Here is a 14,447-nt window from a genome sequence, read left to right as displayed (position 1 = left end):
CTCGCGGTGTGCCGCTACCCGCAGATCCCAGCCCGACGCTGAGTGCTTACGCCCACCCAGAACGGCTGGTGACGGCCGACTGGCTGGCCGGCAATCTGGGCCGGCCGGGTCTGGCGATCGTGGAGTCCGACGAAGACGTACTGCTCTACGATGTCGGCCACATCCCGGGAGCGGTCAAGATCGACTGGCACACCGACCTCAACGACCCGCGGGTGCGCGACTACATCGACGGCAAGCAGTTCGCGGAACTGATGGATCGCAAAGGCATTTCGCGCGACGACACCGTCGTGATCTATGGCGACAAGAGCAACTGGTGGGCGGCGTACGCGCTGTGGGTCTTCACGCTGTTCGGCCACCCCGACGTCCGGCTGCTCAACGGCGGACGCGACCTGTGGATCCACGACGGCCGCGACACCACGCTGGACGTGCCGAGCCGCTCGTCGTCGGGTTATCCCGTCGTGCAGCGCAACGACGCACCGATTCGTGCCTACAAGGATGATGTCCTGGCCGCGTTGGGCAGCGGGCCGCTGATCGACGTGCGCTCCCCCGACGAGTACACCGGCAAACGCACCCACATGCCCGACTACCCCGAAGAGGGCGCGTTGCGCGCGGGCCACATTCCCACGGCCCGATCGATCCCTTGGGCCAAGGCCGCCGACGACAGTGGCCGCTTCCGCAGCCGCGACGAGCTGGAGCAGCTGTACGGGTTCATCGAGCCGGACGACAAGACAATCGTGTACTGCCGTATCGGCGAGCGGTCCAGCCACACCTGGTTTGTGCTGACGCATCTGCTGGGCATCCCGGGTGTGCGCAATTACGACGGCTCGTGGACCGAGTGGGGTAACGCCGTGCGAGTGCCGATCGTCGCGGGTGAAAGCCCCGGCGCCGTTCCCGCCTGATGAGCATGCCCGCGCCGCTGGCCGAGGTCGTCGCCGACTTTGGCGAGGTTCAGGGGCAGGACAAGCTCAAGCTGCTGCTGGAGTTCGCCGACGATCTGCCGCCGTTGCCCGCCGACCTCGAAGAGGCGGCGATGGAGCCGGTGCCCGAGTGCCAATCACCGCTGTTCCTTCATGTCGACGCCGACGATCCGGACCGGGTCCGGCTGTATTTCAGCGCCCCTGCCGAGGCTCCGACCACGCGCGGTTTCGCGTCGATTCTCGCCGCCGGTCTCGACGAGCAGCCCGCCGCCGACATCCTTGCGGTGCCCGACGACTTCTATACCGATCTTGGTCTGGCAGAACTGATCAGCCCGCTACGGCTGCGCGGAATGTCGGGGATGCTGGCCAGAATCAAGCGCCGAGTGCGCGAGTCGACGGCGAAGTAGACACCGGGTCTACTCGCTCACGGCGCGCCGCATAAGCTACCTCCGAAACGACTTGTAAGAATTTCTCTTAGACAACACGAAGACGTGCGCATCAGGAGGCGAAGTGGCCAGTCACGCCAGCTCGACGATCTCGAAAGTTCTTGTCGCCAACCGCGGTGAGATCGCGGTGCGGGTCATCCGCGCGGCCAAGGACGCGGGACTGCCCAGCGTGGCGGTTTACGCCGAGCCCGACGCCGACGCTCCTCACGTGAAGCTGGCGGACGAGGCCTTCGCCCTGGGCGGTCAGACCTCGGCGGAGTCCTACCTGGACTTCGGCAAGATCCTCGAGGCCGCGGAGAAGTCCGGCGCCAACGCGATCCACCCGGGTTACGGCTTCCTGTCGGAGAACGGCGACTTCGCCCAGGCGGTGCTCGACGCCGGCTTGATCTGGATCGGGCCGAGCCCGCAGTCCATCCGCGACCTCGGTGACAAGGTCACCGCGCGTCACATCGCCGCCAAGGCACAGGCGCCGCTGGTGCCCGGCACCCCGGACCCGGTGAAGAACGCCGACGAGGTCGTCGCCTTCGCCAAGGAGTACGGCGTGCCGATCGCGATCAAGGCGGCGTTCGGCGGTGGTGGCCGCGGCATGAAGGTTGCGCGCACCATCGAGGAGATCCCCGAGCTGTTCGAGTCGGCGACCCGCGAGGCCGTCGCCGCCTTCGGTCGCGGGGAATGCTTCGTCGAGCGTTACTTGGACAAGCCGCGCCACGTCGAGGCCCAGGTGATCGCCGACCAGCACGGCAACGTCATCGTCGCCGGTACCCGCGACTGCTCGCTGCAACGCCGCTTCCAGAAGCTGGTCGAGGAGGCGCCTGCGCCGTTCCTGACCGACGCGCAGCGCAAGGAGATCCACGAGTCCGCCAAGCGGATCTGCAAGGAGGCCGGCTACTACGGCGCCGGCACCGTCGAGTATCTGGTCGGCCAGGACGGCCTGATCTCATTCCTCGAGGTCAACACCCGCCTGCAGGTCGAGCACCCGGTCACCGAGGAGACTGCCGGCATCGACCTGGTGCTGCAGCAGTTCAAGATCGCCAACGGCGAGAAGCTGGAGCTCACCGAGGACCCGACGCCCCGCGGGCACGCGATCGAGTTCCGGATCAACGGCGAGGACGCCGGACGCGGCTTCCTGCCGGCCCCCGGCCCGGTGACCAAGTACGAGACTCCCAGCGGGCCCGGCGTGCGGCTGGACTCCGGCGTGGAGGCCGGTTCGGTGATCGGCGGCCAGTTCGACTCGATGCTGGCCAAGCTCATCGTCTACGGCGCCACCCGCGAGGAGGCGCTGGCGCGGTCGCGTCGCGCGCTAGCCGAGTTCCACGTCGAGGGACTGGCCACTGTCATCCCGTTCCATCGGGCCGTAGTGTCCGACCCGGCGTTCATCGGCGACGACAACGGCTTCAGCGTGCACACCCGCTGGATCGAGACCGAGTGGGACAACACCATCGAGCCGTTCACCGGCGGGGAGCCGATCGAGGACGACGCGTCGCCTCGGCAGACGGTCGTCGTCGAGGTTGGCGGTCGCCGCCTCGAGGTGTCGCTGCCGGGTGACTTGGCGCTGGGCGGCGGTGGCGGTCCCGCGACCGACTCGGTCGGCGCGATCCGCAAGAAGCCGAAGCCGCGCAAGCGTGGTGCTGCCGGCGGCGCCGCAGCGTCCGGTGACGCGGTGACCGCTCCGATGCAGGGCACCGTGGTGAAGGTGGCCGTCGAAGAGGGACAACAGGTTTCGTCCGGCGACCTCGTCGTGGTGCTGGAAGCCATGAAGATGGAGAACCCGGTCACCGCGCACAAGGACGGCGTTATCACGGGTCTGGCTGTGGAGCCCGGCGCCGCGATCACGCAGGGCACGGTGCTCGCCGAGATCAAGTAGCGCGGCTCATCGAACCCCGTCCGGCGACAATGCGGGCCGCCGGAGCGGCCCGAGGAGGAGCCGGACATCGAACCCCGTCCGGCGACAATGCGGGCCGCCGGAGCGGCCCGAGGAGGAGCCGGACATCGAACCCATCGAGATCAACGCCGGCCAGTGGTATTTGCGCGGCCTGCGCGCCGACGACCGTATCGACGATCGTCCCGCCCTGGCCGCTCTCGGTGTCAGCGATCCCGACCATGTCGCGCATAGCGACGCCGCATGGCTCTCTGACGCGCGGTACTCGTGGGCGGTGTGCGAGCCCACGACCGGTGAGCTGCTCGCCGAAGTGACGCTGGACCCGGCGACCGGAGGGGTCACCGGGCGGGCGCGTCCCGGTCACGGCGACGCGGCCGACGCGGCGGTCGCGTCGGTCCGGCGATTCGCTGCGACAATCGTTGCGCGCGAACATGATTCGGACTGAAGCCGGTGCTTCACGTCGCTGACCAGGCTTTCTTAGAAAGCGTCTTAAACGTTGTCGTCAGCCAGTACTCGGGAGTAGTGTCTTAGCCAGGTTGAGTTTCCAGCCGCAGGAACAGCGTTAATTGACGTAAGGGGAGTCTGTTCTCCCGGGCTTTCCTCGCGCGCGGCACTTATTCCGCTTGACGTGATCCACAGAACGCATAGTCGACTGATGGAGTCACACCATGTCTGCTGTATTTACAACCACCGCTGCGCCGGTTCGAGGAGCCGATGCGGCATTCCCACCGCCCGCCTGGGAAAACCACTCCGCGCGCTTCAGCGCGAGGTGGGAAGACGGCCGGGTGATTGTCACCGCTCAGGGTGAGCTCGATGCGTCCAACGCCACTCAGTTCGCCGACTACTTCGACCTGTGCATCAGCGATTCCACTCCACTGGTCGTCGATCTGAGCGGCCTGGAATTCTTTGGCACGGCTGGCTTTTCGGCGCTACACCTGATCAACGTCAGGTGCGCCGGCGCCAACCTGCGCTGGGCTGTGGTGCCGAGTAAGGCGGTATCGCGGCTGCTCCGAATCTGCGACCCCGCGCACGCGCTGCCGATGAGCACATCGGTGCACGCGATGCCGGACGTCGACAACGACGACCCGGACCAGAACCAGTTATTCCAGCTCGTCCCGTAGCCGGGACAGCGACTTCGCCAGCAACCGCGAGACGTGCATCTGCGAGATGCCGACCCGCTCGGCGATCTGGGTCTGCGTCATCGATTCGAAAAACCTGAGCACGAGCACCGTTCGCTCGCGCTCCGGTAGGCCCTCGAGCAGCGGTCGCAGTGCTTCGCGGTTCTCGATCCGCTCCAGGCCGTTGTCGACATCGCCGAGGGTGTCGGCAATGGCTCGGGCCTCTTCGTCACCGCCGCTACCGCCGCCGCTGTCGATCGACAGCGTGTTGTAGGAGCTTCCCGCCACCAAGCCCTCGATGACCTCGAGCCGGTCCATGTCGAGTTCCTGCGCCAGCTCGGTGGCGGTGGGCGCGCGTCCCAGCCGCTGCGAGAGGTCGGCGGTGGCGGTGCCCAACCGCAGGTGCAGTTCTTTGAGCCGACGCGGGACTTTGACCGACCAGCTGTTGTCACGGAAGTGACGACGAACCTCGCCCATGATGGTCGGCACTGCGAACGAGACGAAATCCGAACCGGTTTCGACGTCGAACCGCGCCACCGCGTTCACCAACCCGACACGGGCCACCTGTACTAGATCGTCACGCGGTTCGCCACGGCCCTCGAAACGGCGGGCGATGTGGTCGGCCAGCGGTAGGCAACGCTCGACGATCTTGTCGCGGTGGCGCTGGAAATCCGACGACTTCGCGTCGAGAGTCGCCAACTCGCGAAACATGTCGGGAACGTCAGCGTATTCGTTGGGCCGAGAAGACTTGGAACCGCCGACAGCTCGCGCTGTCACGTGTGAGAGCCCGCCCGTCGGGTGGTCAATGCAACACCGACAATGCCATTGCCGCTCTTGAACGTCTGGACGTCATCTGCCAGCGACGTCAGGACGTGCCAGCTGAAGCTGCCCGGCGATACCACGTCTTCGGTAGCGCACGTCGTCGATGCCTCGACTCGAAGTTTGTCGGCGTGCGGGTCGATCACGATCTCGAGAGTGGCATTGGGCACGGCCGAACGAATCAATCGCGTACACACCTCGTCGACCGCCAGCCGAAGATCGGCGACGGCGTCGAAGTCGAGGTCCTCGAAGGTACCGACGGCACCGACCAGCGTCCGTAAGACCGCGAGGTTCTCCAGCGTCGCCGCCACCCGCAGCTCGATCGCGCGATCGCCGCGTTGCTGATCTTTCGCGGTTTTCGCAGCAACCGTCATCGGACCTCCCGGCATAGTTTGACCGACATTACCCTCGCGCTCGAGCTGGTTAGTCATGATCTCCACCTGGTGATACTCGGGTTGATCGCAGTGGGCATCTTCTCATCGCATTCGTGATGGTGTCGACATGATCGGATGACCCGCGGACAGTCCGCCTCTAGAGCTCAGCGTCGGTTCAGAGCAGGTACCCACGGAGCCGACTGTCAAACCAGCCGATCCGACCGACGAGAGCCAGAACCCAGATTATCCGGCGAGCACCGGCGCCGCGATGGGTGCGCCCATCGTCAGCGTGACGAACGTCAGGACCATCAGCACCCAGCCGGCGCCCTGCCAGGCCCACCAGGTGCCCTGATTGCGCCACACCCGGTAGGTGCGTACGAACGCCCACACCCCGGTGGCAAACAGGATCAGCGGTCCACCGAAGGCCAGGACGGTCAGCTGCGGGGCGCCACACGCGGCGGTGTCGACCGACATCGCACCCTTGCACGTGCTGTCCCACAGCGCGGCGAGGACGAGATAGCCGACGCCGGCCGCGGCCGCCAATACGGCATAACGGATGGCGTGGTGTACTTCGTGGTCCACCTGGCCCAGGCGATCACCCGTCGAGTGGCTCTGTTGTGTGTGCATCCGAGATCCTCTGTCGCTGTCCCGCGCCCCCCTGCGTGACCCGCATATACCCAGCGCAATGCGGGCGGCAAACCAGCTCAGGCGTGTTCGGCGTCACCCAGCACACGTGCCGGCGCGCCGCGCCGAATTATGACTGTCGCCGCCGCGATACCGATCACGAACAATCCCAACCGGCCCGGCTCGAACAGCAGGCGGTCCCGCTCCTTATCGGAGTCCCCGCCGTCGTGGGTTCGCTCCTGCCATCTAGAGCGCACAGACGCCTCAGCCGATCATTCGAAAATTCGCTGAGGACTCGAACACACGGTAGACGTCCGACTACGGCACCGCGACTAGCACCGGATTCTTTCCTGTCGCTGACCCATGCTCGTCGAACGATAAGTTTGCAGGCCTTACAGAGCGTTGCGGGCCTGCGCAAAGAATCGCCAAGTACAGTCTGCTGTATGCGAACGCCGAGGCGCCGGTTGTCACCGGATGATCGCCGAGCCGAGCTGCTCGCGTTGGGCGCAGAAGTCTTCGGTCAACGGCCCTATGACGAGGTGCGCATCGACGAGATCGCGGAGCGCGCCGGCGTCTCGCGAGCTTTGATGTACCACTACTTCCCGGACAAGCGCGCATTCTTCGCGGCCGTGGTCAAGGGGCAGGCTGACCAGCTCTTCGAAACCACCAACACGCCCCCGGCCCCCGGTCAAAATCTGTTCGAAGAGGTGCGCGGCGGCGTTCTCGCCTACATGCAGTACCACCAGGAGCACCCGCACGCGGCGTGGGCGGCCTACGTCGGGCTGGGCCGTTCCGATCCGGTGCTGCTCGGTATCGACGACGAGGCCAAAGACCGCCAGATGGAACACATCATGAGCCGCATCGTCGAGGTGGACGGTTCGGGCGGTCAGCTCGAACCGGAGGTCGAGCGCGACCTGCGGATCGTCATTCACGGCTGGCTGGCGCTGACGTTCGAGGTGTGCCGGCAACGCATCATTCATCCGGAAACCGACGCGGGCCAGCTGAGCGACGCTTGCGCGCATTCGCTGCTCGACGCGATCACCCGGGTCAAGAACATTCCCGAGCAGTTGGCCAAGGCAGTCGCGCCCGACCAGCGCTGACACCGCAATGTCAGACCCGGTTGTCATGATGGCTGGGTGAGCCACCTACCCGGTAAACCGTCGGATGCACTGGCGCGGTTCAGCGTCGTCACTCGTGACTGGTTCACGGGTACCTTCGCCGCGCCCACCCCGGCGCAAGCCGACGCCTGGTCGGCGATCGCCGACGGTCACAACACCCTCGTCATCGCCCCGACCGGCTCGGGCAAGACGCTCGCCGCGTTCCTGTGGGCGATCGACGCACTGGCGAGCGCCCCCCGCACCGAACGCGAGCCCGGCACGCGCGTCCTCTACATCTCACCGCTGAAGGCACTGGCCGTCGACGTCGAACGCAACCTGCGCACGCCGCTGGCCGGCATGGCGCGCGTCGCTGCGCAGAAGGGTCAACCCCCGCCGGAGATCACCGTGGGCCTGCGATCCGGCGACACGCCACCGGCCCAGCGCCGGCAGTTGATCAGTCATCCACCGGACGTGCTGATCACCACACCCGAGTCGCTGTTTCTGATGCTGACCTCGGCGGCCCGGGAGACGTTGGCCGGCGTCCAAACCGTGATCGTCGACGAGGTGCATGCCATCGCGGGCACCAAACGCGGCGCGCACCTGGCGTTGTCGCTCGAGCGGCTCGACGACATGTTGCCCAAGCCGGCCCAGCGAATCGGCCTGTCCGCGACCGTCCGTCCAGCCGAGGAAGTGGCCCGCTTCCTGTCGGGGGCCGCTCCCACCACCATCGTCTCTCCGCCCGCGGCAAAGACCTTCGAGCTGGCGGTGCAGGTCCCGATCCCCGACATGGCTAACCTCGAAAACGGCAGCATCTGGCCGGATGTCGAGGCGCAATTGGTCGACCTGGTCGAAGCACACAACTCAACGATCGTCTTCGCGAACTCGCGGCGGCTGGCCGAGCGGCTGACCGCCCGGCTCAACGAGATTCACGCCGAACGCACGGGCGCGACGCTGTCCGACGATCCCAACCCCAAAGTCGCCGGCGGCGCCCCGGCGCATCTGTTGGGCAGCGGCCAAACCTATGGCGCCCCGACGTTGCTGGCCCGCGCCCACCACGGTTCGGTCAGCAAGGAGCAGCGGGCGATCGTCGAGGAGGACCTCAAGTCCGGTCGGCTCAAGGCGGTGGTAGCGACCTCCAGCCTGGAGCTCGGCATCGATATGGGGGCGGTCGACCTGGTCATTCAGGTGGAGTCGCCGCCGTCGGTGGCGTCCGGTCTGCAGCGTATTGGCCGCGCCGGACACCAGGTCGGCGAGATTTCACAGGGCGTGCTGTTCCCCAAGCACCGCACCGATCTGATCGGCTGCGCGGTGACCGTGCAACGGATGCTTACCGGGCAGATCGAGACCATGAAGGTGCCGACGAATCCGCTCGACATCCTGGCGCAGCACACCGTGGCCGCGTCGGCGCTCGAACCGCTCGACGTCGACCGCTGGTTCGATTCGGTGCGGCGGAGCGCGCCGTTTGCGACATTGCCGCACAGTGCCTTCGAAGCGACATTGGACCTGCTGTCGGGTAAGTATCCGTCGACCGAGTTCGCCGAGTTGCGGCCCCGCCTGGTCTACGACCGCGACAACGGCACCGTCACCGCCCGGCCGGGGGCGCAACGCCTCGCCGTCACCTCGGGCGGCGCGATCCCCGACCGTGGACTGTTCACCGTCTATCTCGCCACCGACTCCGAGTCGCCCTCTCGCGTCGGTGAACTCGACGAGGAGATGGTGTACGAATCGCGCCCGGGCGACGTCATCGCGCTGGGCGCCACCAGTTGGCGGATCACCGAGATCACCCACGACCGGGTGCTGGTGATTCCCGCGCCCGGCGAGCCGGCCCGGTTGCCGTTCTGGCGGGGCGACGATTCGGGGCGACCCGCCGAACTCGGCCGCGCGGTCGGCGCATTCACCGGAGAATTGGCCGCGCTGGAACGAGGTCCGTTCGAAAGCCGTTGCGCCGAGCTCGGATTCAACGACTATGCCACCGAGAACTTGTGGCGGCTGCTGGATGATCAGCGCTCGGCGACCAACGTGGTGCCCACCGATGCGACGCTGCTGGTGGAGCGGTTTCGCGACGAGCTGGGCGACTGGCGGGTGATCTTGCACTCGCCTTACGGTCTACGGGTACACGGTCCGCTCGCGCTGGCCGTGGGCCGACGACTGCGCGACCGCTACGGCATCGACGAGAAGCCGACCGCGTCCGACGACGGCATCGTGGTGCGGCTGCCCGACACCATCTCAGACACCGGCACCGACTCACCGCCGGGTGCCGAGCTGTTCGTGTTCGATGCCGACGAGATCGATCCGATCGTCACCGCGGAAGTAGGCGGATCAGCGCTGTTCGCGTCCCGGTTCCGGGAATGCGCCGCGCGTGCCTTGCTGCTGCCGCGCCGCCATCCCGGCAAGCGATCGCCGCTGTGGCATCAACGCCAGCGGGCGGCCCAGCTGCTCGACGTGGCTCGCAAGTACCCGGATTTTCCGATCGTGCTGGAGACGGTCCGCGAATGCCTGCAGGACGTCTACGACGTGCCGACGCTGGCCGGGTTGATGGGTGATATCGCCGCGCGCAAGATCCGCGTCGTCGAGACCGAGACCGCCACCCCGTCGCCGTTCGCCGCATCGCTGCTGTTCGGCTATGTCGGCGCGTTCATGTACGAGGGCGACAGCCCGCTCGCCGAGCGGCGCGCCGCCGCGCTGTCGCTCGATCCGACCTTGCTGGCCGAGCTGCTGGGCCGCGTCGAGCTGCGCGAGCTGCTCGACCCAGAGGTGGTCGCCGGCACCGGCCGGCAGCTGCAGCACCTGTCACCTGATCGCGCCGCCCGCGACGCCGAAGGGGTCGCCGACCTGCTGCGGCTGCTCGGCCCGTTGACCACCGACGAGGTAGCGGCCCGCGCCGGCGGCGCCGATGTCGGCGGCTGGCTGGAAGCGCTGTACGCCGCCAAGCGTGCGCTACCGGTGTCGTTCGCCGGTGGAAGTTGGTGGGTGGCGATCGAGGACATCGGCCGGCTGCGCGACGGCGTCGGGGTGGCGGTGCCGGTGGGCGTGCCGGCCAGCTTCACCGCGGCCGTCGCAGATCCCCTCGGCGAGCTGATCAGCCGCTACGCGCGTACCCACGCGCCGTTCACCACCACCGACGTCGCGACGCGATTCGGGTTGGGGCTGCGGGTCGCCGCCGACGTGCTGGGCCGACTGGCCGCCGACGGGAAGCTGGTTCGTGGTGAGTTCTCCACCGATGCGCTCGGCGATCAGTGGTGCGACGCCGAGGTACTGCGAATCCTGCGCCGCAGATCGCTGGCTGCGCTGCGGGCACAGGTGGAGCCGGTCAGTACCAGCGCCTATGCGCGGTTCCTGCCGGCCTGGCACGGTGTCGGTACCGGCTCGCCGCCCAACTATGGACTCGACGGCCTGCTCGCGGTCATCGATCAGATCGCCGGCGTCCAACTGCCCGCGTCCGCGATCGAATCGCTGGTGTTGGCGCCGCGAGTCCGCGACTACTCGCCCGCGCTGCTCGACGAGCTGTTGGCCTCCGGAGAGGTGCTGTGGTCGGGGGCGGGATCGATCTCGGGCAGCGACGGCTGGATCGCATTCCACTCCGCCGACGCCGCCCCGTTGACGCTGGCCGTTGGGTCGGAGATGGAGTTCACCGCGGTCCATCGGGCGATCCTGGACATGCTGGCCGGCGGCGGGGCGTTCTTCTTCCGACAGCTGACACAGCAGGGTGTCAGCGAGGCCGAGCTCAAGACCGCGCTGTGGGAGTTGATCTGGGCCGGCTGGGTTACCGGCGACACGTTCGCGCCGGTGCGGGCGATGCTGTCGGGTGCGCCGGGTCGCAAGCGCTCGCCGCCGGCCCACCGGCCGGGTCGCGGCAAGCGCACCCCGCGGCTGAGTCGCTACAGCGTCGCCAACCCGCAGGCGCGGGCCGCCGATCCCACCGTCGCCGGCCGCTGGTCGGCACTGCCTACGCCCGAGCCCGACTCCACCACCCGCGCCCACCATCAGGCGGAGCTGCTGTTGAACCGGCATGGCGTCCTGACCAAAGGCGCGGTCGCCGCTGAAGGCGTGCCTGGGGGCTTCGCCATGCTCTACAAGGTGCTGACGGCGTTCGAAGACGCGGGCCGTTGCCAGCGCGGCTACTTTGTCGAGTCCCTCGGCGGGGCCCAATTCGCGGTGGCATCCACCGTCGACCGGCTGCGCAGTTACCTCGACGGCGTCGACCCGGAGCGGCCCGAATACCGCGCCGTGGTGCTCGCCGCCGCCGACCCCGCCAATCCCTACGGCGCCGCACTGCCCTGGCCCTCGCGGTCGGCCGACGACGGGGCCGCGCGGCCGGGCCGCAAAGCGGGTGCGCTCGTCGTGCTGGTCGATGGCGAGCTGGTCTGGTTCCTCGAGCGCGGCGGCAAATCGATGCTGAGCTTCGCCGCCGACGACGACGCCAACCACGCCGCGGCGGCCGCGCTCGCCGATCTCGTCGCGGCCAGGCAGGTCAACTCGATCTTGATCGAGCGGATCAACAGCGCATCAGTGCTGGCACCGGAAGTACCGCCGAGTGTGGTCACGGCCCTGACCGACGCCGGCTTCGCCCGCACCCCGCGCGGACTTCGGCTGCGGTAACCATGCCAGAGGGCGACACCGTGTTCCGTACCGCAGACAAACTGCGGACGGCCCTGCTCGGGCAGACGCTGACGCGCTGCGATGTGCGCGTCCCGCGCTACGCCACCGTCGACCTGACCGGCGAGGTCGTCGACGAGGTGTGCAGCCGCGGCAAGCATCTGTTCATCCGTGTCGGACCGGCGAGCATCCATTCGCATCTGAAAATGGACGGCGCCTGGCGGATCACGTCGACGAGCCGGCGGGTGGATTACCGAGCGCGAATTATTTTAGACACCAACGATGTTCGTGCGATCGGTATCGACCTGGGCGTGCTGGAGATCCTGGAACGCGGCCAAGACGAGGACGCAATCAGCCACTTGGGGCCGGATCTGCTCGGTGACGACTGGGACGCGGATGTGGCCGCCGCCAATCTGATCGCGGACCCCGATCGACCGATCGCCCAGGCATTGCTCGACCAGCGGGTGATGGCCGGCGTCGGCAACGTCTTCTGCAACGAGTTGTGCTTCCTCAGCGGACATCTGCCCACCGCTCCGGTGAGCGCGATCGCCGATCCGCGCCGTCTGGCAGTCCGCGCACGCGACATGTTGTGGGTCAATCGGTTACGCGCAAACCGATGCACCACCGGCGATACCAGGCCTGGACGGCAGGTCTGGGTGTATGGCCGTCGCGGTGAAAGTTGCCGTCGCTGTGGCACGCCGATCCGCTGGGACGACAGCGGAGAACGGGTGGCGTATTGGTGCCCCTCCTGCCAACGTTGAATGCCCAGGGAATGGCCATTCGGTTAACGTTCAGGGTTGCCGGTCGTGGCTGCGCCGCGCGGTTCAAAAGTCCGGCCGCAGCATGCAATGATCGCACTGACAGTCACTCTGCGTGCTGCCGTAATACTCGCGCGTTCTGCTCAGCGGACCGGATGAGAAAGGACGACCACCCGAGTGCGCTTGCTCAATCCTGTGCGATCAGTTGTGATCGGCCTGGCCCTGATGCTCCCACTCAGCGTCGTAGCGATCACCGCGCCCTGCGCGGGTGCCGATGCGGTCGATGCCAGTTTCTTGAAAGCATTGGAGTCCAAGCAGATCACGTTCGCGTCCGGGCAAGCGGCAGTGGTCGCCGGACACCAGGTCTGCGACGCACTCGACAGCGGTAGAGCATCAAGCGATGTCGCGAACGACGTCATGCAGCAGAGCGGCCTCGACGGCTACCATGCAGGATTCTTCGTCGGCGTGAGCATCGCCGCATTCTGCCCGCGGCACACCGGAGCCTGACCACAGGATCATCGAATTATGTTCAGCTGCAGACGGTTTCGGGGTCATCCCGCCGACGGCGGCGGCTTCATCACGTTGCCCTTGAGCTCGGCGCCGATCGAAATGTCCTCGTACTTCTGAGCCTTGCGCTTGCGCCAGCCGCTGCCCGGCGAAATCGGCGGTGCCATCAGCGGCGGCATCATCGAGGTCCCCGGAGTTGCACCAGTGCCGAGCGGCGTTGCCGCCGAGGCGAGTTGCACGGGTGTCTGCGACGTGGCCAGCAGCGTCCCTGCACCGGGCGGCGCCATCAGACCGCCCATCGGCACCGCAACCCCGGTTGCCGCCGCCGCGGTGGGCGCAGAGAGCCCGGCCGCACCCAGAGCCCCCAGTCCCCCGCCGCCACCCAGCGACCCCAGCGCCCCGGCGGCGCCGCCGCCCAGGCTGCTGGCGGCACCACCTAGAGCATTTTCGCCTTCTGAGACACCCTGGCCGACCTGGGCGCTCACGCCCGACAACGCCTGCGCCGACTGGCTTTGAGCCAGATAACTGAGCAGGTTGATCGGAAAGCCCGACGAGATGAACTGGTTGGCGTAGGTGTTGGCCAGTCCGACAAATCCCTCGTTGGGATCGAAGGCGGTCGGTATTGCAGGAGCGGGGCTGGCCGCGGCCGAGGTGGCCCCGGTCGTCGCCGCGGAATTTGCGGCGGTCGTGGCGGCAGAGGACTGCTGCGCGGCAGCCTGCTGGGCCTGTTGCTCGGGTTGCCCCGACGGATTCGTCATCGACACCGGCGACGTGAACTGCGGCAGCGTGGTGGCCTGGGTCGAGGCGGCCTGATACCGGGTCATCGCCGCGGCGTTGGTGGCCCACATTTCCTGGTAGGCGGCCTCGGTTGCGGCGATTGCGGGCATATTCCTGCCAAAGATGTTGGTGGCCAACAATTTAGCCAACAGCGTCCGGTTCGCCAGCACCTGCGCGGTCGGAACCACCGTCGCACTGGCGGTGTTGAACGCCGTCGCGGCGGCCTGCGCTGCCGCGGCGACCTGCTGCGCCTGCTGCGAGGTGGTGCGAAGCCAGGTCAGATATGGCGCGACGGACTGCGACATCGCCGCCGCCGACGGCCCATGCCAGGCATCGGCCATTCCCGACACCGTCGCGGTGTAGTTGTCGGCCGCGTCCTCAAGGTCGGCGCCGAGCTGACGCCACGCGGTGGCGGCGTCGACCAGGGACTCCGAGCCTGGGCCCGAGTGGATCAGTGCCGAGATGACTTCGGGCGGCAGCGTCGTGAAATCCATGACGAACGCTTATCGACGTAGGAAAACGATGGGAACACCGG

General features: G+C 67.4%; 14 protein-coding genes. 9 read left to right on the top strand and 5 right to left on the bottom strand.

Annotation, left to right across the window (positions count from 1 at the left end):
• Positions 1–8 precede the first annotated feature (8 nt).
• The 5 genes from MKK62_RS15865 (at position 9) to MKK62_RS15845 (ending at position 4,363) form a co-directional block, all read left to right on the top strand.
• The gene (locus MKK62_RS15865; protein ID WP_240259060.1) at positions 9–899 is read left to right on the top strand and encodes a sulfurtransferase; all 891 of its coding nucleotides are present in this window, start codon (positions 9–11) and stop codon (positions 897–899) included.
• Positions 899–1,324: a SufE family protein gene (locus MKK62_RS15860; protein ID WP_240259069.1), complete on the top strand. Its 426-nt coding sequence runs from the start codon at positions 899–901 to the stop codon at positions 1,322–1,324. The genes MKK62_RS15865 and MKK62_RS15860 overlap by 1 nt, the downstream gene beginning before the upstream one ends.
• A gap of 103 nt (positions 1,325–1,427) precedes the next feature.
• Positions 1,428–3,227 (top strand): acetyl/propionyl/methylcrotonyl-CoA carboxylase subunit alpha, encoded by a 1,800-nt coding sequence (locus tag MKK62_RS15855; RefSeq protein ID WP_240259071.1) that lies wholly within the window; start codon positions 1,428–1,430, stop codon positions 3,225–3,227.
• 124 nt (positions 3,228–3,351) lie between these two features.
• The gene (locus tag MKK62_RS15850; RefSeq protein ID WP_240264125.1) at positions 3,352–3,687 is read left to right on the top strand and encodes a hypothetical protein; all 336 of its coding nucleotides are present in this window, start codon (positions 3,352–3,354) and stop codon (positions 3,685–3,687) included.
• Positions 3,688–3,910: 223 nt separating this feature from the next.
• Entirely contained in the window at positions 3,911–4,363 is a 453-nt protein-coding gene (locus tag MKK62_RS15845; RefSeq protein ID WP_240259072.1) for an STAS domain-containing protein, read from the top strand.
• On the opposite strand, the gene MKK62_RS15840 is transcribed toward MKK62_RS15845, so the two are convergent.
• The 4 genes from MKK62_RS15840 to MKK62_RS15825 all read right to left on the bottom strand — a co-directional run bounded on the left by MKK62_RS15840 (position 4,343) and on the right by MKK62_RS15825 (position 6,434).
• Complete coding sequence (locus MKK62_RS15840) at positions 4,343–5,137, bottom strand: RNA polymerase sigma factor SigF (RefSeq protein ID WP_240259074.1); 795 nt, start codon at positions 5,135–5,137, stop codon at positions 4,343–4,345. The two genes, MKK62_RS15845 and MKK62_RS15840, sit on opposite strands and share 21 nt — an antisense overlap.
• Entirely contained in the window at positions 5,134–5,553 is a 420-nt protein-coding gene (locus MKK62_RS15835) for an ATP-binding protein (protein WP_240259075.1), read from the bottom strand. Before MKK62_RS15835 ends, MKK62_RS15840 begins: the two co-directional genes overlap by 4 nt.
• Before the next feature lie 243 nt (positions 5,554–5,796).
• Positions 5,797–6,180 carry a hypothetical protein gene (locus tag MKK62_RS15830; protein ID WP_240259077.1) on the bottom strand — a complete coding sequence of 128 codons (384 nt, stop codon included), beginning with the start codon at positions 6,178–6,180 and terminating at the stop codon, positions 5,797–5,799.
• A 77-nt stretch (positions 6,181–6,257) separates the two neighbouring features.
• A complete protein-coding gene (locus tag MKK62_RS15825; RefSeq protein ID WP_240259082.1) occupies positions 6,258–6,434 on the bottom strand; it encodes a hypothetical protein in 177 nt (58 codons plus the stop codon).
• Between the two features lie 186 nt (positions 6,435–6,620).
• Between MKK62_RS15825 and MKK62_RS15820 the strand changes: the two genes are divergently transcribed.
• The 4 genes from MKK62_RS15820 (at position 6,621) to MKK62_RS15805 (ending at position 13,135) form a co-directional block, all read left to right on the top strand.
• Entirely contained in the window at positions 6,621–7,277 is a 657-nt protein-coding gene (locus tag MKK62_RS15820; protein WP_240259084.1) for a TetR/AcrR family transcriptional regulator, read from the top strand.
• 36 nt (positions 7,278–7,313) lie between these two features.
• On the top strand, positions 7,314–11,873 hold the full coding sequence (locus tag MKK62_RS15815) for an ATP-dependent helicase (protein WP_240259094.1): 4,560 nt from the start codon (positions 7,314–7,316) through the stop codon (positions 11,871–11,873).
• Positions 11,874–11,875: 2 nt separating this feature from the next.
• Complete coding sequence (gene nei2 / locus MKK62_RS15810) at positions 11,876–12,631, top strand: endonuclease VIII Nei2 (RefSeq protein ID WP_240259096.1); 756 nt, start codon at positions 11,876–11,878, stop codon at positions 12,629–12,631.
• Between the two features lie 192 nt (positions 12,632–12,823).
• Positions 12,824–13,135 (top strand): DUF732 domain-containing protein, encoded by a 312-nt coding sequence (locus MKK62_RS15805; RefSeq protein WP_240259098.1) that lies wholly within the window; start codon positions 12,824–12,826, stop codon positions 13,133–13,135.
• Between the two features lie 44 nt (positions 13,136–13,179).
• On the opposite strand, the gene MKK62_RS15800 is transcribed toward MKK62_RS15805, so the two are convergent.
• Complete coding sequence (locus tag MKK62_RS15800) at positions 13,180–14,406, bottom strand: PPE family protein (protein ID WP_240259106.1); 1,227 nt, start codon at positions 14,404–14,406, stop codon at positions 13,180–13,182.
• Positions 14,407–14,447: the final 41 nt, after the last annotated feature.

This window comes from Mycobacterium paraterrae (assembly GCF_022430545.2).
GTDB lineage: Bacteria > Actinomycetota > Actinomycetes > Mycobacteriales > Mycobacteriaceae > Mycobacterium > Mycobacterium paraterrae.
Note: the sequence above shows the minus strand (reverse complement) of the source record. Positions and strands in the feature narration are given on the sequence as shown.